Origin of the sequence: Streptomyces sp. NPDC021020, from assembly GCF_044333285.1 — a bacterium.
GTDB lineage: Bacteria > Actinomycetota > Actinomycetes > Streptomycetales > Streptomycetaceae > Actinacidiphila.
On record NZ_JBIRQQ010000012.1, the window covers coordinates 127010 to 143413 of the forward strand.

Annotated in this window: 18 protein-coding genes; 9 read left to right on the top strand and 9 right to left on the bottom strand. The window is 74.8% G+C overall.

Translation table 11 applies throughout. The features are described from left to right. The first annotated feature begins 68 nt into the window (after positions 1–68). The gene (locus ACH4SL_RS31000; protein WP_398451652.1) at positions 69–1034 is read left to right on the top strand and encodes an alpha/beta hydrolase; all 966 of its coding nucleotides are present in this window, start codon (positions 69–71) and stop codon (positions 1032–1034) included. 9 nt (positions 1035–1043) lie between these two features. Here ACH4SL_RS31000 and ACH4SL_RS31005 read toward each other — a convergent pair whose 3' ends face one another. Together ACH4SL_RS31005 and ACH4SL_RS31010 are read right to left on the bottom strand one after the other, a co-directional pair. Further along, positions 1044–1508, bottom strand: coding sequence for an NUDIX domain-containing protein (locus tag ACH4SL_RS31005; protein ID WP_398451655.1), 465 nt, complete (start codon positions 1506–1508; stop codon positions 1044–1046). Between the two features lie 39 nt (positions 1509–1547). After that, the gene (locus ACH4SL_RS31010; protein WP_398451657.1) at positions 1548–2492 is read right to left on the bottom strand and encodes a LysR family transcriptional regulator; all 945 of its coding nucleotides are present in this window, start codon (positions 2490–2492) and stop codon (positions 1548–1550) included. Positions 2493–2562: 70 nt separating this feature from the next. Here ACH4SL_RS31010 and ACH4SL_RS31015 point away from each other — a divergent pair, with 70 nt between their 5' ends. Further along, entirely contained in the window at positions 2563–3462 is a 900-nt protein-coding gene (locus ACH4SL_RS31015) for an SDR family NAD(P)-dependent oxidoreductase (protein WP_398451660.1), read from the top strand. Positions 3463–3475: 13 nt separating this feature from the next. Here ACH4SL_RS31015 and ACH4SL_RS31020 read toward each other — a convergent pair whose 3' ends face one another. Beyond that, the gene (locus tag ACH4SL_RS31020; protein ID WP_398451663.1) at positions 3476–3895 is read right to left on the bottom strand and encodes a winged helix-turn-helix transcriptional regulator; all 420 of its coding nucleotides are present in this window, start codon (positions 3893–3895) and stop codon (positions 3476–3478) included. Between the two features lie 98 nt (positions 3896–3993). Between ACH4SL_RS31020 and ACH4SL_RS31025 the strand changes: the two genes are divergently transcribed. The 3 genes from ACH4SL_RS31025 (at position 3994) to ACH4SL_RS31035 (ending at position 6325) form a co-directional block, all read left to right on the top strand. Further along, positions 3994–4749: an SDR family NAD(P)-dependent oxidoreductase gene (locus tag ACH4SL_RS31025; protein ID WP_398451666.1), complete on the top strand. Its 756-nt coding sequence runs from the start codon at positions 3994–3996 to the stop codon at positions 4747–4749. 127 nt (positions 4750–4876) lie between these two features. Next, a complete protein-coding gene (locus ACH4SL_RS31030; RefSeq protein WP_398451669.1) occupies positions 4877–5710 on the top strand; it encodes an SDR family NAD(P)-dependent oxidoreductase in 834 nt (277 codons plus the stop codon). A gap of 39 nt (positions 5711–5749) precedes the next feature. Further along, positions 5750–6325: an AAA family ATPase gene (locus ACH4SL_RS31035; RefSeq protein ID WP_398451672.1), complete on the top strand. Its 576-nt coding sequence runs from the start codon at positions 5750–5752 to the stop codon at positions 6323–6325. A gap of 27 nt (positions 6326–6352) precedes the next feature. Here the strand turns inward: ACH4SL_RS31035 and ACH4SL_RS31040 are convergent, their stop codons facing one another. After that, positions 6353–6631 carry a hypothetical protein gene (locus ACH4SL_RS31040; RefSeq protein ID WP_398451674.1) on the bottom strand — a complete coding sequence of 93 codons (279 nt, stop codon included), beginning with the start codon at positions 6629–6631 and terminating at the stop codon, positions 6353–6355. Then, entirely contained in the window at positions 6621–6890 is a 270-nt protein-coding gene (locus ACH4SL_RS31045; protein WP_398451676.1) for a type II toxin-antitoxin system Phd/YefM family antitoxin, read from the bottom strand. The genes ACH4SL_RS31040 and ACH4SL_RS31045 overlap by 11 nt, the downstream gene beginning before the upstream one ends. Positions 6891–7148: 258 nt before the next feature. On the opposite strand from ACH4SL_RS31045, the gene ACH4SL_RS31050 reads away from it, so the two are divergent. From ACH4SL_RS31050 to ACH4SL_RS31060, 3 genes are read left to right on the top strand one after another with little or no spacing between them, the layout of a single operon-like run. Continuing rightward, positions 7149–8324 (top strand): mandelate racemase/muconate lactonizing enzyme family protein, encoded by a 1176-nt coding sequence (locus tag ACH4SL_RS31050; RefSeq protein ID WP_398451679.1) that lies wholly within the window; start codon positions 7149–7151, stop codon positions 8322–8324. A 2-nt stretch (positions 8325–8326) separates the two neighbouring features. Then, positions 8327–9241, top strand: coding sequence for a dihydrodipicolinate synthase family protein (locus ACH4SL_RS31055; RefSeq protein ID WP_398451682.1), 915 nt, complete (start codon positions 8327–8329; stop codon positions 9239–9241). Then, positions 9238–9984, top strand: a complete 747-nt coding sequence (locus ACH4SL_RS31060) for an SDR family NAD(P)-dependent oxidoreductase (RefSeq protein ID WP_398451684.1) — start codon at positions 9238–9240, stop codon at positions 9982–9984. The genes ACH4SL_RS31055 and ACH4SL_RS31060 overlap by 4 nt, the downstream gene beginning before the upstream one ends. Here ACH4SL_RS31060 and ACH4SL_RS31065 read toward each other — a convergent pair. From ACH4SL_RS31065 to ACH4SL_RS31080, 4 genes are all read right to left on the bottom strand, one after another. After that, on the bottom strand, positions 9945–11477 hold the full coding sequence (locus ACH4SL_RS31065) for an ATP-binding protein (protein WP_398451686.1): 1533 nt from the start codon (positions 11475–11477) through the stop codon (positions 9945–9947). The genes ACH4SL_RS31060 and ACH4SL_RS31065 overlap by 40 nt on opposite strands. Positions 11478–11574: 97 nt before the next feature. Next, positions 11575–12393 (bottom strand): IclR family transcriptional regulator, encoded by an 819-nt coding sequence (locus ACH4SL_RS31070; RefSeq protein ID WP_398451688.1) that lies wholly within the window; start codon positions 12391–12393, stop codon positions 11575–11577. Between the two features lie 92 nt (positions 12394–12485). After that, the gene (locus ACH4SL_RS31075; protein WP_398451690.1) at positions 12486–13436 is read right to left on the bottom strand and encodes an aldo/keto reductase; all 951 of its coding nucleotides are present in this window, start codon (positions 13434–13436) and stop codon (positions 12486–12488) included. Next, entirely contained in the window at positions 13433–15298 is a 1866-nt protein-coding gene (locus ACH4SL_RS31080) for a hypothetical protein (RefSeq protein ID WP_398451693.1), read from the bottom strand. Before ACH4SL_RS31080 ends, ACH4SL_RS31075 begins: the two co-directional genes overlap by 4 nt. 238 nt (positions 15299–15536) lie before the next feature. On the opposite strand from ACH4SL_RS31080, the gene ACH4SL_RS31085 reads away from it, so the two are divergent. After that, positions 15537–16403 (top strand): amidohydrolase family protein, encoded by an 867-nt coding sequence (locus tag ACH4SL_RS31085; protein WP_398451697.1) that lies wholly within the window; start codon positions 15537–15539, stop codon positions 16401–16403. Position 16404: the final 1 nt, after the last annotated feature.

The following is a 16404-nucleotide window of genomic DNA, read 5'->3' on the forward strand; positions in this document are numbered from 1 at the left end:
AATGAGGGCAATGCTGTTGCGCCCACCGCCGACGACGGGGCCGGGCGCTCCGGACGAGGGGAATGACCATGAGTGAGCCCGCCACCACCACCGCTGCTTCCGTGACTCCGGCGCGGCCGACCGCGCCGGACTGGACGGCGGTGACCGACGCCGAGCTGCGCGCCTACAGCGAGGCCGAGAACCGCTTCCGCGCCGCGCCCGCCGCCCGCGCCATGACCGGCGAGCCGGACCCCGGCGCGGTGATCGGCTGGCAGGACGTCGACCTGCCCGGCCGCCGCCTGCCCGTACGCGTCTACCGCCCGGCCGCCGCGCCCGACGGCCCGCTGCCGCTGGTCGTCCATGTGCACGGCGGCGGGTTCGTCGGCACAGCCGTGCAGTGCGACTGGACCAGCAGCCATCTGGCGGCCCGGCTGCCCGCGCTCGTCGTCTCCGTCGAGCACCGCCTGCTGGCCGCCGGCACCCCGCTCGCGCATGCCGTCGACGACGCCTGGGACGTGCTGCGGCACGTGACCGGCCAGGCGGCGGAATGGGGCGCCGACCCCGCGCGTACCGCCCTCTTCGGCGAGAGCTACGGCGGACTCGTCAGCGCCCTGGTCGCGCTGCGCGCCCGCGAGGCCGGGCTGCCGCTCGCCGCGCAGGTGCTGGTCAACCCGGCCCTGGACGTCAGTGCGTCGATGCTCGACCACCCCTCCGCCGCCGAGCACGCCCGCACCCCGACGCTGGACGTCGACGTCCTGCACCTCGTCCGGCGCCTGGCCACCCCGCCGGGCGCCGACCCGCGCGCCCTCTCCCCGCTGCACACCCCGGATCTCGGCGGCCTGCCCCCGGCGCTCGTGGTGATACCCACCCAGGACCCGCTCGCCGACCACGGCCGCGCCTACGCCACCCGGCTGCGCGCCGCGGGCACCCCCACCCGCCTCAACGAACACCCCGGCGCCTTCCACGCCTTCCTGACGATGCCCGGCGCCTCCCCCCAGGCCTTCGCCGCCCGCGCCGAGATCACCGGCTATCTGCGGACGGCCCTGGCCGCCTGACCGGCGCCGTCAGACCCGCTCCGCCAGCCGGTCCAGGAAGGCCGCCTGGGCCGTGACGACGAGGTCCCGGGCGGCGTCCAGCGGGAACCACGCGACCCGGTCCAGCTCGGGGAATTCGGCGGTACGGCCCGAGCCGCGCGGCCACTCCGTCGTGAAGGTGCCGAACACCGCGTCCGCCGGGTCGAGGTCGCCCTCCACCGCCCACACCGTCACGTGCTTGCCGCCCGACTGCACGACCTCGCCGAGCGGCAGCGGCTCCCCGTCCGGGGCGGGCAGCCCCAACTCCTCCCGGAATTCCCGCCGGGCGGCGTCCCAGGGCTGCTCGTCCCCGGCGTACTCGCCCTTGGGTACCGTCCACGCCCCGGCGTCCTTACGGGCCCAGAACGGCCCGCCCATGTGCCCGAGCAGCACCTCCACCCCGCCGGGGGCGCGGCGGAAGAGGAGCAGACCCGCGCTGCGTCTGATGTCGGCCATGGGGCCAGTGTGGCGGGTACGGGCGCGGGGCGCGTACCGTCACAGCGCCCCCGGCCCCGCCCCGGCCGCCTCCTCCACGGCCGCCGCCCGCAGCGCCGCCCCCACTCGGGCGGCCGCGTCGCTCGGCGCCGGGTGCGGCAGCCGGGCCAGCAGCACCCGGCGCTGCTCCTGCGGGCCGCCGCGGACGGGCAGGATGCGGACGCCCGGCGGCGCGGCGGCGGCGAGCGCGGCCGGCGCCGTGGTCAGGCCGCAGCCCGCGGCCACGAGCTGGAGCTTGGCGAGCCAGTCGCGGGCGACCAGCGCGATGTCGGGGCGCTCGTCCAGGCCCGGCCACACGCCCATCAGATGGTCCTCGCCCGCCGGGGACCCGGCGATCCAGCGCTGCCCGCGCAGGTCGGCGACATCGACGAAGTCGCCGCGGGCCAGCGGGTGCGCGGCGGGCACGGCCAGGCACAGTGCCCGCTCGGCGAGCGTCCGCAGCACCAGCGGCGGCGACTCGGCGTCCGGCGGCCGGAAGGGCGGCGCCGACGCGAGCACCGCGAGGTCCAGGCTGCCCGCCCGCAGCGCGCGCACCAGCGCCGGGGTGCTGGCGCCCTCCCGGCCGACCACCCGCAGCCCGGGGTCGGTGCGCCGCAGCGCGGCGAGCGCGCGCGGCACCAGCACGGCCCCCGCGCTCGGATACCACCCCAGCCGTACCGTCCCGGCCTGCTCGTCCAGCCCCGACAGCTCGCGGGCGGCCGCGTCGATCTCGTCCAGGACGGTCGTGGCGCGGCGCATGACGACCCGTCCGGCCGCCGTGAGCCGTACGCCGTCCCGCCGCCGTTCCAGCAGCTCGGCGCCCGCGGCCCGTTCGATCGCGGCGATCTGCCGGGAGACGGCCGACTGGGTGTAGCCGAGCGAGGCGGCGGCCGCGGTGAAGGTCCCCTGCTCGGCGACGGCCCGCAGGACGCGCAGCGCGGTGAGTGAGACATCCCTGAAGTCCATGACGATTGCGCATACTAGCCGTGCCGAAGTCTCGTTGGACGCATGGAGCGCGCGTTCCTAGCGTGGAGGCATGAGCACTCCTCGGAACACTTCGCGCATCGCCCTCGTCACGGGCGCCAACCAGGGACTCGGCCGCGCCCTCGCCGAAGGGCTCGCGGCCCGCATGCAGCCGGGCGACCTCGTCCTCCTCACCGGCCGCAACCACGACCGGGTCACGGCCGCCGCGGCCGAGGTCCGCGCGCTGCCCGGCAGCCGCGCTCGCGTCGAGGGCCGGGTCCTGGACGTCAGCGACACCGACGCCGTCGCCCGCCTCGCCGAGGAACTGCGGGCCGAGCACGGCGGCGTGGACGTCGTCCTCTCCAACGCGGTGACCCGCATGCTGCCCGAGGATTCGCAGGCCGAGCGCGCGGACGAGGTCATCGACGTCTCCAACACCGCCACGCACGCGATCCTGCGCTCCTTCGGCGCCGTGCTGCGCCCGGGCGGGCGGCTGCTCGTGGTCGCCAGCAGCCTCGGCACCCTCGGCCACCTCGACCCGTGGCTGCACCACCTCTTCGACGGCGCGAGCCTGGAGCAGGTCGAATACGCGGTGGAGTCCTGGCGCGCCGCCGTCCACAACGGCACGGCGCGGGAGGCCGGTTGGCCCGTGTGGCTGAACGTCCCCTCCAAGGTCGCCCAGGTCGCGGCCGTCCGCGCGGTCGCCGCCGAGCGCCGCGAGCGCGACCTCGCCACCGGCACCCTGGTCGCCTCGGTGTGCCCCGGCATGGTCGACACCGCCACCTCCCGCCCCTGGTTCAGCGACTACAGCCACGCCCAGACGCCCGCTGCCGCGGCCGAGGCCGTCCTCGACCTGGTCTCCGCCGAGGGCGTCGACCCCGGGCTGTACGGCGAGCTGGTGCGCTTCGGCAAGCCGCTGGACTGGCACGACGGCACCCCGCTGGTGGCGCAGGACGCGATCGTCAAGCCCTGAACGGGCGCGCTGCTCAGGAGACTTCGGACTGCCCGCGGTCGTAGTCGGCCTGGGCGGCGAGGAGTTCGTCGCCGTGCCGCCCGTACCACCCGATCAGCTCGGTGAGCGGCCCGGCCAGGCTCGCGCCCAACTCCGTGAGGCTGTACGTGACCTGGGGCGGGGTGGTCGGCGCGACCTCGCGGTGGACGAGGCCGGTGCGGGCCAGCGCCTTCAGGTTCTGGGCGAGCATCTTCTGGCTGATGCCGCCGACCCGGGCGTGCAGCTGCGCGAAGCGGTGCGGGCCCGTGATGAGGGCGGAGATGATCAGCGTCGCCCAGCGGCTGGTGGTCTGATCCATGATCGGCCGGAGCACGCACTTCGCGTCGAAGGTGTCATGGGCCAGCAGCCGGGCGGCCGTTGCCGCCGCCGCGTCGTCCTGGAGCGTTTCCGTCATGGGAGCAGCTTACAAAAAGGTACGTACTTCCTTCAGGTGAGTGGGTTTCCTACGGTGAGTCGTGCGGATCACGCACCTCGTCATTCCAGGGAGCCACGGTGAGCAGCAGCAACAACGGACGTACGGCGATCGTCACGGGCGCGTCGAAGGGCCTGGGCGCGGGGATCGCACGGGCGCTGGCCGCGAGCGGCGCGGCGGTCGTCGTCAACTACCGGGAGGACGCGAAGGGTGCCGAACGGGTCGTCGCGGACATCGCCGCCGAGGGCGGGCAGGCTCTCGCCGTCCGGGCGGACGTGGCCGCGTCCGCGGACGTACGGCGCCTGTTCGCGTCGGCGCGCGAGGCGTACGGGCGGCCGGTCGACGTCCTGGTCAACAACGCGGGGGTGGCGGCCTTCGGCCCGCTCGCGGCCGTCACGGAGGAGGAATTCCACCGCGAGCTGAACACCAACCTGCTGGGCACCGTCCTCACCACGCAGGCGCTCGCGGCCCAGGACGACCTGGACGGCGCGGCGGTCGTCAACGTCTCGACCGCCGGGACGTTCACCCTCCCTCCGTACGGCGCCCTCTACATCGCGTCCAAGGCCGCCGTGAACGCCTTCACCGTCACCACCGCCAAGGAGTTGGGCCCGCGCGGCATCCGCGTCAACGCGATAGCCCCCGGCCCGACCGACACCGAGGGCGCCCGCGCCCTCGGGTTCACCGGCTCCGACCAGGAGACTGCGGCGATCGCCGCCACCCCGCTGGGCCGCACCGGCCTCCCCGGCGACTACGGCCCGCTCGTCGCCTTCCTGGCGTCCGACGACGCCCGCTGGATCACCGGCGACGTCATCCTCGTGTCGGGCGGCATGCGCTGAGCGCCGCTCACGGTCGCCCGCCTCCTCGTCCTCCTGCTCGCCGTCGTCCGGGACCGCCCGTCCGGGCGGCAGTATCGGCAGAGCAGTAAAAGACCGGATGGTTTGTTTCGCACCGAAGGGCCGCCCCGTGAGCACTCCTGCCACCACCCCCTCCCTCGCCCCGATCCCGATCCGCACCCCGCTGCCGAGCGCGCTCGCGGGCACGACCGCGGTCCTCGTCGGCGGCACGTCGGGCATCGGGCTCGCCGCGGGCGTCCTGCTGCGGACGGTCGGCGCGCGGGTCGTCCTGGTCGGCCGCGACCCCGGGCGGCTGCGGGGCGCCGCCGCCCGGGTCCGGGAGACCGCGGTCGCCGCGCGGGGGATCCCGGGGCCGGGCCGGGAGGAGGGCGCGGTGCTGGAGGTCGCGGGGGACGGGGGCGACGAGCGGATCCTGGCCGAGGCGTTCGACCGGGCGGGCGAGGTGGACCACGTCCTCGTCACCGCGGGCGGCATCGCGGGCGCGGGCCCGCTCGCCGCGCTCACCGCCGAGGGCATCCGCACCGCCCTCGACTCCCGCCTCCAGGCCGCCTTCACCACGGCCCGCGTCGCCGCGGACCGCCTGCCCGCGGGCGGCTCCCTCACCTTCAGCTCCGGCATCCTCGTGGCCCGCCCCGCCGCCGGCATGACCGCTCCCCTCTCCGCGGCCGGCGCCGTCGAGACCCTCACGAAGGCCCTCGCCGTCGAACTCGCCCCCACCCGCCGCCGCGTCAACGCCGTCCGCTTCGGCCGCATCGACACCCCCCTGTGGCGCACCCGCCCCGGCATGTCCACCGACGAGGCGATCGCCGCCGCGGGCGCGACCCACCCCCTCGGCCGCTTCGGCACCCCCGAGGAAGCCGCGTCCGCGGTGCTCTTCCTGATGGCCAACCCCTACATGACCGGCCAGATCCTCACCCTCGACGGCGGCGAGACCCTCGCCTGACCCCGGCGTCCCTGACGCGTGGGGGCCGCTGCCCGTAGCGTGCCCGGCGTGGACACCGGGAGCGCGGGAACGCGGCTGATCGTCGTACGGGGCAATTCGGCGTCGGGCAAGTCGTCCGTGGCCGCGGGGATCCGTGAGCGGTGCGGGCGGGGAGTCGCGGTGGTGGCGCAGGACAATCTGCGCCGGGTCGTGCTGCGCGAGCGCGATCGCGCCGGAGGGGCGAACGTCGGGCTGATCGGCGTCGTGGCGCGCTACGCGCTGGACGCCGGCTACGACGTGGTCGTGGAGGGGATCCTCTACGCCGCCCACTACGGCGCGATGCTCCAGGAGCTGATCGACGACCACCGCGGGCTGACCCGCTGCTACTACCTCGACGTGCCCTTCGAGGAGACGCTCGTCCGGCACGCCTCGAAGGGCGACCCGGAGTACCTGGCCCAGGTCACCGAGGCGCATCTGCGCGAGTGGTACGTCGAGCGTGACCTGCTGCCGTCCGCCGCCGAGACCGTCATCGGCGCCGCCAGCCCCCTGACGGCGACGGTCGACCGGATCCTGCGCGAGGCCGGTCTGACGGGGGCGCCGCGCGACACCGACCCGCCGGTGCGGGATCCGGCGTGACCGCCCGTGGCGCTACCGGTCGTGGCGCTACCGGTCGTGCAGGACGGTGGGCCGGGCGACGGGCACCACGGTCAGGAGGCCGTCGAGTCCCTTGTAGTCGTCGGGATTGGTGGTGAAGAGTGGCAGCCCCTCCGCGATCGCGATGGCGGCGATCATGAGGTCGGCCACCCGACGTCGCGGCTTGCGGCCCGCTCCGATCACGGCGGCGCAGACCCTGCCGTAGATGCGGGCTGCTTCGGCGTCGATCCACCGGCGCAGGATCACGATGGTGGTGTCGAGGAGCCCCTGTGCGTACTCAGCGGGCATAGGGATCGTCCATGTCCTGGTCGGCCGTGGCGTCCTGGTCGGACCGGAAGGCCTCCAGCGAGATGCCGGATGCCGTACGGGACATGGCGGCGAATTCCGAGCGCGGGACGAATCGCCTGCGGCGGCGGAGTGGGATTAGTTCTCCGATCCGGTGCCCGTCGCGGGTGACGGTGAAGGACTGCCCGTCCTGGACCGCGTCCATGATCTCTCGTGAACGGTTGCGCAGATCGCGCTGGGTGATCTCCGGCTGCGCTGACATACGCACACGGTAGCGCTGGGTAGCGCTGGGTGCTGCGGGCCCTTCACTTCGGCCTGCGCTGCCGCCGGCACGTTCACGGGGCCTCCGCGTGCGGGGCGGCGGGATCGGGTGAAGGGGGATCCGCTATCGTGGATGAGGCTTGCAGAATACGCAAGCAGCATCCCAGGATGGGGTGGGGCTGCACGGCACCCGGGCCCGAGCCCCACCCGAGCCACCCAGCCTCCCGAGCCCCCGAGCCCCCGAGAAGAGAGAGCGCGCGTGCGGATCACCCAGGTGACGACCTACGTCGTCAAGCAGCCGGCCGAGTCGGCCTACCTCGGCAAGCTCGACGACGGCACCGCCCCCCGCCCCGAGGACGGCTACTTCGTCCGGCCGCCCTGGCGCAGCCTCTACTCCGCCCGGATGGAGACCCTGCTCGTCCGCGTCACCACCGACGACGGGGCGGAGGGCTGGGGCGAGGCCCTGGCGCCGGTCGGGCCCGAGGTGGTCGCGGCCATCGTCGACCGCATGCTCGGCCCCTGGCTGCTGGGCCGCGACCCGCGCGCCGTACGCCCGCTGTGGGACGGCATGCGCGACCTCATGCGCGAGCGCGGCCACCTGGTGGGCCACCAGGCCGACGCGCTCGCCGCCCTCGACACCGCGCTGTGGGACCTGGCCGGGCGGATCGCGGGCCTCCCCGTCGCCCAGCTCCTCGGCGGCGCCTACCGCACGCACATCCCGGCCTACGTCTCCGGCCTGCCCGAGCCCACCGACGAGGGCCGCGCGCGGCTCGCCGCCGGGTGGGCGGCGAAGGGCGCGCGGACGGTCAAGCTCGCGGCGGGCAAGGGCGTCGAGGCCGACCTCGCGACGTACGACGCGGTCGCCGCGGCCGCGCCCGGCGTGCGGATCGCGGTGGACGCGCACTGGGCGTACGGCCTGGCCGAGGCCCTGGAGCTGGGGCGCGAACTCGACCGCCGCCGGGCGCTGTTCTTCGAGGCGCCGCTCGCCCCGGAGGACACCGAGGGGCACCGCGACCTGGCCTCGCGCATCACCACACCGGTCGCGGCGGGCGAGGCCATGCGCAACCGCTACGAATTCCGCGACTGGCTCGCCCGCCGGGCCCTGGGCCTGGCGCAGCCGGACGTCGCCCGTACCGGCATCACCGAGGCCATGACGATCGCGGCGCTCGCCGAGGCCCACCATGTGCCCGTGGCCTGCCACCACTCGGTGGGGCTCGGCGTGGCGATGGCGGCGGGCCTGCACGTGTCGGCGGCGGTCCGGGACAGCCCCTTCTTCGAATTCCAGCCCACGACCGTGCCCTTCGCGCAGCGCGTGCTGCGTACGCCCCTGGACGCCGGGCCGACCGGCTTCACGCTGCCCGAGGGCCCGGGCCTGGGCATCGAGATCGACACCGAGGCCGTCGAGGCCTTCGCCGCACTCGCCAAGGAGAGCTGACCGTGCCCCGCAACGCCACGCCCACCGGCCTGATCCCCATCCTCGCCACGCCCTTCACCGACGACGGCCGCCTCGACCTCCCCTCCCTGCGCTCCCTCGTCGCCTTCCAGCTCGGCTGCGGCGTCGACGGCCTCGCCGTCTTCGGCATGGCCAGCGAGGGCTTCGCGCTCACGGCCGACGAGCGGGCGGCGATCCTGTGCGAGGTGCGGGATGTCGCGGGCCCGGAGCTGCCCGTCGTCGCGGGCGTCAACGGGACGAGCACCGTGCTTGCGGTCGAGCAGGCCCGGCAGGCGGCGGCGGGCGGCGCCGACCAGCTCATGGTGCTGCCGCCGTTCCTGGCCAAGCCCAACCGGCAGCAGACGATCGACTTCTACGCCGAGGTGGCGGCGTGCAGCGAGGCGAGCGTCATGATCCAGGACGCGCCCGGCGCCACCGGCGTGGCGATCGACCCGGCGGCGGTCGCGACGCTCGCGGCGCAGGCGCCGGGCATCACGTCGGTCAAGGTCGAGGCGCCCCCGACGCCGCTGAAGGTCGCGGCGGTCACCGCCGCCGTCCCCGACTCCTTCGCCGTGCTCGGCGGGCAGAACGCCGTGGCCCTGATCGAGGAGTACGACAACGGGGCCGTCGGCACGATGCCCGCGTGCGAATTCGCCGACCTGCTGCGGGGCGTGCTGGACGACCTCGCGGCGGGGCGCCGGGCGCAGGCCCGCGAGGCCTTCGCCCGGCTGCTGCCGCTCATCCAGATCGGCATGCGGCCGGGGCAGGCGTGGGCGGTGCACAAGGAGGTGCTGCGCAGGCGCGGTGTCATCGCGTCCGGCGCCGTACGGCTGCCCGCGCAGGAGCTGGACCCGCTGACGGCGAAGGCGCTCGACGAGATCCTCACCGAGCTGCCGCTCGGCGCGAAGGTCCCGGCGTGAGCCGCGCCGTCCTGCTGATCGGCAGCACCTCGCCGATCGGCCACGCGATCACCGAGGCCTTCACCCGGGCGGGCGACCGCGTCATGGGCGTCTCCGTCGGCGGCGCCCCCCACCCCGCCCTGACCGCCGACCTCGCCCTCGACGTCAGTACGGCGCAGGGCGCGGACGAGGCCGTGGCCCGTACGGTGGAGCGGCTCGGCGGCATCGACGTCCTGGTGCTCGCCGCCGCCGTCATGGCCCCCGCCCCGGCCCACCGGGCGAGCCCCGACGACTGGCACCGCGCCATCGGCAACACCCTGCACACCGCGTACTTCCCGGCCCGCGCCGCACTCCCGGTCCTGCCCCGCGGCGGCAGCATCGTCGCCGTCAGCTCCGTCAACGCCACCCTCGCCGCCCCCTGGCTGCCCGGCTACTCCGCGGCCAAGTCCGGCGTGGAGGGCCTGATCCGCCAGCTCGCCCTGGACTACGGCCCGCGCGGCATCCGGGCCAACGCCGTCGCCCCCGCCATGATCGGCGGCGACCACCTCCCCCACGTCACCGACGGCTACCCCCTCGGCCGCACCGGCACCCCCGCCGACGTCGCCGGAGCCGTCCTCTTCCTCTCCTCCGCCCCCTTCGTCACCGGCACCGTCCTCCCCGTCGACGGCGGCCTGTCCATCGCCTCCCCCGCCGCCTTCCTCCGCCCCGACCTCCGCGCAAAGCTCTACGACGACGAGCCGGACCCGGGGGGTCGGACCCCGTAGAGAGCGGGCAGGTCGACGAGCAGGACGTCGTCGCGGCGAGCGGCCAGCTCCCCCAGATCCGGGTGGAAGCCGTGCAGCGAGTACAGGGCCAGGGTGGTGCCCGCCGTGTCGTGGCCCTGCTCGGCGAGCAGCCCGCGGATGCGCTCCAGGCGTTCCAGGTCGCCGGTGCCCCGGCGGGCCGCGGTCGCCTTGGCCTCACCGAGCAGCGCGATCCTCGCGCGGGGGGACTGCGGCCGCTCCCCGGCCGCCAGCGCGATGACGTCGACCTCGTGCCGCGTCCGGGCCCCCGGGTCGGCCACCTCGGTGGTACCCACCGGACCGGGCAGTCCGCCGGGGAGCAGCGTGTGCGCGTAGCGGCGGGTGAAGTCCCGGGCCAGGTCCTCGAAGTGCGGGCCGAGGATCTTGGAGGCGAAGGTCGGGGCGGCCTGCTGCCACACCTGCTCGGCGAAGCCCTGTTCGACGGCTGCGACCTGCGGCAGGGTGATCAGCTGGTTGAAGCGGATCACCGGGTCGGCGAGTGTGATGACGGGGTGCCGCGAGCGCAGGATGTCCTGCTCGCGCTGGACGTAGCCGGTCGATTCCAGCACGTCCAACGGGTGGGCGACGGCGTTGCGCGGACGCTCCAGCGCCGCACCGATCTTGCTGGGCGTGGTGGCGCCGCGGGCGATCGCGGTGAGGATGTCGTAGTAGAGGGTGTGCTGGGTGATCCGCGGGTCCTCCCGCAGCAGGTACTCGGTCTCCGTGCGTGAGTAGACGGCCCGCCCCGGGTCGAGCAGGGTGCGGGCGAGCCAGGACTCGAAGCCGTCGTCCGGGTGCGGGCGCCCGGCCACCGACCGGTAACCGGGGGCCCCGCCGAGCACGGCGTGCACCTTGAGTGCGGTCAGCGGATCGTCGATCCGCCAGAAGGCCCGGCTGTTCCGGTAGTCGAACGGGCCCAGGCGCAGATCGACCACAGCTCGACCGCGCAACGGCTTGGTGCCCGACAGCAACTCGTGCATGACGCTCATCGCGGAACCGCACAGGATCAGCCGGGGTCCCGGCCCGGCGTCCGACGGCGTGGCGCGCTGCCGCTCGTCGTAGAGCTGCTGGAGCAGCCCGGGGATCTCCGGCGAGTGCTGGAGCAGGTAGGGCAGCTCGTCGATCACCAGGAGCGGGTGCGGTGAGCGCGCGGTGACGTCGAGGGCGTTGGACAGGACGTCGCGCCAGTCGGTGAGCCGCAGGCTCCCCGGGCGCAGCCCGGCGTGCGCGGCGACGGCGTCGCTGAACCGCCGGATCGCCGGAAGCCGCCCCTCCTCCCGCACCGCCGTGACGTACAGCCCGCCGACCTGCTCGGACAGCGCCTGCAGCAGATACGACTTTCCGTGCCGCCGACGCCCGGAGACGATGCCGAGCCGCATCGCGGGCTCCGGATCCGCGAGGAACTCCGCGAGCAGATTCCACTCCCGATCCCGGTCGACCACGTCCGCCGGTTTGCCGGGCAGGTATTCGTCCATCCCGTACCCCACATGTCGATCTGGTCGGATTCCGTCTAAGTCTACTTCGACAGAAGTGGGCTAGGTCCGCAAGGCGTGATCGCGCGCCGCCGCTCCGCTACCCCCGCGGTGTCAGCGGGCCGTGCGGTGGGGTTGCCAGGGGGATTGTGTAGCCGAGGGTGACGGAGAGTTCGTCGGCGGCCTCGATCACGGTCAGGGCGAGGTCCTGTTGGCGGGTGGGGAGGTCGAGGTCGGAGAGGGGGCCGCTCAGGGAGAGGGCGGCGGTCACCGCGCCGCCGCGGGTGCGGATGGGGGCCGCCACGCAGGCGCGGCCGAAGGCGAGTTCCTCGACCTCGGTGGCGTAGCCGCGGGTGCGGATCTCGGCGAGGGCGGGCTCCATGGCGGCGGGGGTGGTGAGGGTGCGCGGGGTGTAGGCGTGGGCGAGGCCCGCGGCGAAGTAGGCGTAGAGGTATTCGGCGGGCTGGGCGGCGAGGATCGCCTTGCCCATGCCGGTGGCGTGCAGCGGGGCGGCGCGGCCGGCCATGGTGAAGGACTTGGGGGAGCGGGGGCCCTCGAAATTGCAGAGGTAGAAGAGCCGGTCGTCGCGGAATTCGGCGAGGTTGACGCCGAGGCCGGTCGCGTGGGCGAGGCTCTGGGCGACGGGGCGGGCGGCGCGGAAGAGGGGGGAGCTGTTGAGGGCCACCGAGCCGAGGGTCACGGCCGCGGGGCCCAGCCGGTAGAGGCCGGTGCGGGCGTCCGGGACGACGAAGCCGAGGCGGTCGAGCGTCGACATCATCCGCGAGACGGTGGACTGCCCGAGGCCCGTCCGCGCGCACAGCTCGCTGACGCGCAGCTCGCTGTGCTCGTCGGTGAAGCACGTCAGCAGCGACATGGCCCGCTCGACCGCCTGCGTACCCGCGCCGGATTCGGCTGCCATGCTTCTCCCGTCCGGCCGCGGGGCCGCGTCCGTTCCCTATCCGTCATCCAGGATGTGCACGCCTCTTGCACATCCTGGTAGACGTTAGCGCATCAGATCAGCTCCTCCGGTACGAAGCCCTCCGCCGCGAGCCGCGCCCACAGCTCGGCGGGCACCGGGCGCCGCAGCGCCTCCGCGTTCGCCGTCACCTCGTCCGCCGACCGGCAGCCGAGCACCACGGACGTGACGGCCGGGTGCAGGAACGGGAACTGCGCCGCCGCCGCCGCGAGCGGCACCTCGTACTGCGCGCACAGCTCCTGGCAGCGCCGGGCCCGCGCCAGCTCCCCCGCCGGGACGGGGCGGTAGTTGAACATCGCGCCGTCCGACGGGTCGGCCAGCAGCCCGGTGTTGAAGACGCCGCCGACCACCACGGCGGTGCCGCGCTCCGCGCACAGCGGCAGCAGCGTCGCCATCGCGTCGTGGTCCAGCAGCGAGAAGCGGCCCGCGATCAGCACGACGTCCACCTCGTACGCCGCGACGTACGCGGCGAGCGGCGCGCTGTGGTTCATGCCGAAGCCGATCGCCTTGACCAGGCCCTCGTCGCGCAGCCGCCGCACCGCGTCGTACGCCGTGGCCCGCACCTCGGCGGCGTAGTCGTCGGCGTCGTGCAGGTAGAGGATGTCGACGGACGAACGGCCCATCCGCTCCAGGCTGGACTCCAGCGACTCACGGATGCCGCGTTCGGTCCAGTCGGTGACGACGTCGGTGCCGGAGCCGTCCGCGCGCGGGCGCAGCAGCCAGCCGGTCTTCGTCGAGATCACCGGCTCGGTGATCCCGGCGGGCCCCAGCAGCCGGCCGAGCCGCTCCTCGGCCTGGCCGTGGCCGTAGCGCGGGGCGGTGTCGAAGTAGCGGATGCCCGCGGCGGCCGCGGCCGCGAGCGTGGCGGCCGCGTCCTGCTCGCTGACCTGCTCGAAGAGCCCGCCGAGCGGCGCGGTGCCGATGCCCACCGGGGGCAGCGCGAAGGGCAGCCGGGCCGGGGTCCGGTCGTGCGTGGTGAGCGTCATCGGGCGGCCTCCCAGGGAGTGGTGCGGGCGGGTTCCGCGCCGCGCAGCGTCATCGTCAGGGTCAGCCGCACGGTCGTCCCGCCGGGCAGCGCGACCGTGCAGTAGCGGCCCTCGACCGGCAGCGGGTCGCCGTCGTCGGCGCGCACGGTGTGCAGGACGTGCTCGGCGAACGAGCCCGCCTGGACGACGACCGTGCGCGGCGCGGCGCCGAGGTTCACCAGCTCCACCACCGTGTGCTCGGGGCGGATGTCGGAGACGAGCGCCGCGACGTCCGCGGGCAGCCCGGGGCGCCGCTCGTCGGCGTCGTGGTAGCGGACGTGCAGCTGCGCGAGGCCGCCGTTGTAGAGGACCTGCGGGGAGCCGGTGGTGAGCTGGAGCAGCGCCTCGGTGACGACCGGGTTGAGGTTCTGCCAGTGGTGGATGCCGAGCGCGTCGGGGCCGGTGGCCGGGTCGGTGGTGTCGGCCTCGATCGCCGCGAGGCGTTCGGCGGACACGTCGAGCGCGCTGGTCAGCATGCGCTCGGGGAAGCCGTCGTTGCGGCCGTGCAGGAATTCGTGCCAGGGCTCCTCGTGGCCGCACTCGTCCTTGGTGCGCTGGGTGTGCACGTCCGTCCAGTCCCAGCGGGAGCCCGCGCGCAGCCGCTCGACGCGCTCGGCGTCGGCCTGCTCGCGGCTGAAGTGCCACAGGCTGAGCGGCAGTTGTGTCGGCATGACGGTGAAGTCGAACCAGCCGGAGTCGTTGTGCCGCTGCGGCACCATGAGCGTGGGCTCGCCGGGGACGGTCGCCAGGTGCGGGCGCCAGCGCCTGCCGAGGGTGCCCATCTGGTCGGCGGTGCGCTGCTCGGCGTGCGCGAGCACCGCGTCCAGCGGGTTGCGGGCCAGCTCCAGGAAGCCCTGGTCGCCGGTCACCAGGCTCGCGTTGACCGCGCCGACGATCGCGGCCGACGCGACCGACGACAGCCCGTGCGGCCAGGACCAGCCGTAGTGGCCGCCGTACCAGCGCCCGTCCAGGTATTCGCCGACCTCGCCGCCGAGCCCGGCGTTGTCGGGCAGCACCTCCCGCCCGGCGAGCCGCTCGCGCCAGGCGCCGGTGTATTCGGCGACCCAGTCGGCGTACCGCTGCTCGCCGCCCAGCAGCCACGCGTTGGTGGCCAGCGTGGTGGAGGCGAGGTTGACGAGGGTGTCGCCGCGGCCCATCCGCTGCCACATGACCTGCCCGTACGCCCGCGCCTTCGCCGGGTCGGCGGCCAGCTCGTCGAAGGAGCCGACGCCGGTGCCCCAGTCGAGCGGGAGGCCGTAGGGGCGCAGGGCCAGGCTCCACGGGAAGTACGTGTCGTGGTCGCTGAAGCCGGGGCGGGGGCCGCCCGCGCCGTTGTGGGGGGCGGTGAGGACGCGGTGGGCGGGGTCGTAGTTGGGGCCGCCGGGCAGGTAGACGTCGGCGAAGCGGGAGGCCAGCGCGCGCAGTTCGGGGTCGCCGGGGTCGGCCAGGCACAGGCCGTAGAAGAGCAGCATGCCCTCGCCCTGGTGGAACCAGTCGTAGCCGCGCTCCAGGCCGTCCACGACGAGGCCCATCTCGGTGAGCTGGGCCGTCACCCCGCGCCAGTGGCGGCGGGCGGCGGCGAGCAGGTCGGTGCTGCCGCCGAGCAGGTAGAGGGTCGGCCAGTTGAAGAACGGCTCGTAGAAGTCGTCCACGCCGTCCCGGTCGTCCAGGCCCTGGCCGAGCGAGTCGCGGAAGACGAGGCGGCCGTCGCCCTCGGTGTAGCGGTCGGCGAAGATCCGCCAGGCCGCGTCCTGGCGGGCGAACAGCTCGCGCTCCAGCGCGGCCCACCGCGGCGCCTCGCCGAAGCGGCGCCCTGCGGTCACCTCCGGCCCGCGCACGGCAGATCCGGCGGCCCCGGCAACCCCGGCGGCCGTCATCGGGCCGCCCCGCTCACCGCGGGCCTGTCGTCGATTCGTTCCACCCCGAGCATCGGGAGCCACCCGACCCTTCTTCATCGCCCATTGATAATCGATTGCTAGCCTTCAGTGCGCCGACAGCCGTGTCAAGAGCCGTCCACGCCCCGCAACCAGCGCGGGGCGGCCCGGAGAAGGGGAGTCCGCCGTGATCGACTGCCACGCCCACCTGTGGGACCCGCGCGAGGGTTTCCCCTGGATACGGCCGGACTCCCCGCACCACCGCGCCTTCACCGCCGACGACCTCGCGGCGGCGGGCGAGGGGACGGACGTGACCGGCACGGTCCTGGTCGAGGCCTCCCGCGGCGACGCGGGGGAGACCGCGGCCCTGCGCGAACTGCGCTGCCAAAGACCCGATGTCGTCGCCGGATACGTCGGCAATCTCCACGTCCACGGCGACGCCGGACCCGCCCGCTTCGCCGCCCTCCTGGACGAGTGGGGCGGCACCCGCCCGAACGGCATGCGCCTGGGCGGCGCCACCTGGGACGGCACCCCGGCCGCGGCCCGCGCCCTGATCCCGGTACTCGCGGACACCGGCACCGCGCTCGAACTCAACCTGTACGGCGGCGCCCTGCGGGCCGCGGCCGAGGCCGCCGCCCGCCACCCGGCGCTCACCGTCGTCGTCGACCACCTCGGCAACCCGCCGAACCTTCGGGAAAACCTCCGAAGTTGGCACAGGGACATGGAATCTGCCGCCAGACTGCCGAACGTGAACGTGAAAATCTCCGGTCTGCTCACCCAGCAGCACGGCGTCCCGGACGACCGGGTCGCCGCGCTGGTGCGGGAGGTGGTGGACACCTTCGGCCCGGACCGCTGCCTGATCGGCTCCGACTGGCCGATCTGCCTGCCGCGCGGCAGCCGCTCGCGCTCGCTGGCCCTCGCGGAGCGGGGGATCGCCCATCTGCCGGAGCGGCAGCGGCGCGACGTCCTGCACACGACGGCCGTCCGGGTGTACGGGCTGGGCGGCCCCGGAGGGTTGGGCGCGCCCGAAGGGTCGGGCGGCGCGGACCGCTGAC

Bases quoted from the DNA above. Each gene is read 5' to 3' on its own strand.
- ACH4SL_RS31005 (WP_398451655.1), bottom strand. From the start codon at position 1,508: ATGGCCGACATCAGACGCAGCGCGGGTCTGCTCCTCTTCCGCCGCGCC.
- ACH4SL_RS31045 (WP_398451676.1), bottom strand. From the start codon at position 6,890: ATGTCAGCGCAGCCGGAGATCACCCAGCGCGATCTGCGCAACCGTTCA.
- ACH4SL_RS31065 (WP_398451686.1), bottom strand. From the start codon at position 11,477: ATGGACGAATACCTGCCCGGCAAACCGGCGGACGTGGTCGACCGGGAT.
- ACH4SL_RS31015 (WP_398451660.1), top strand. From the start codon at position 2,563: ATGAGCACTCCTCGGAACACTTCGCGCATCGCCCTCGTCACGGGCGCC.
- ACH4SL_RS31000 (WP_398451652.1), top strand. From the start codon at position 69: ATGAGTGAGCCCGCCACCACCACCGCTGCTTCCGTGACTCCGGCGCGG.
- ACH4SL_RS31075 (WP_398451690.1), bottom strand. From the start codon at position 13,436: ATGACGCTCACCACGCACGACCGGACCCCGGCCCGGCTGCCCTTCGCG.
- ACH4SL_RS31010 (WP_398451657.1), bottom strand. From the start codon at position 2,492: ATGGACTTCAGGGATGTCTCACTCACCGCGCTGCGCGTCCTGCGGGCC.
- ACH4SL_RS31020 (WP_398451663.1), bottom strand. From the start codon at position 3,895: ATGACGGAAACGCTCCAGGACGACGCGGCGGCGGCAACGGCCGCCCGG.
- ACH4SL_RS31040 (WP_398451674.1), bottom strand. From the start codon at position 6,631: ATGCCCGCTGAGTACGCACAGGGGCTCCTCGACACCACCATCGTGATC.
- ACH4SL_RS31070 (WP_398451688.1), bottom strand. From the start codon at position 12,393: ATGGCAGCCGAATCCGGCGCGGGTACGCAGGCGGTCGAGCGGGCCATG.